Annotated in this window: 1 protein-coding gene; it reads left to right on the forward strand. The window is 41.3% G+C overall.

Annotated features, from left to right (window positions below):
• Positions 1-178, forward strand: a 178-nt coding sequence (locus AC6UDG_RS07710; protein ID WP_500706993.1) for a phage virion morphogenesis family protein, incomplete at its 5' end; no start/stop codon positions are given.
• Positions 179-252 lie beyond the last annotated feature (74 nt).

Consider the following 252-nt stretch of genomic DNA (forward strand, 5'->3'; position numbering starts at 1 on the left):
GTTTGGTAGTGATGCCAAGTACGCCCGCTTACATCAATTTGGTGGTAACGCAGGTCGAGGCAAAAAAGTCACCGTTCCCGCTCGTCCTTGGCTAGGTGTCAATAAAAAAGACGAACAGCAATTATTAACCAAAGCTAACGCACTTTTACAGCGACAAATCACTCAAATTATTAAGTGACGGTGAGCAAAGTGAGTTAATTAGCGTTTTGGGTGTTTATAAACGTTTATAAACAGCCTAAAACCATTTCAAGC

It is taken from the genome of Fructilactobacillus sp. X2R1C1, assembly GCF_059901435.1.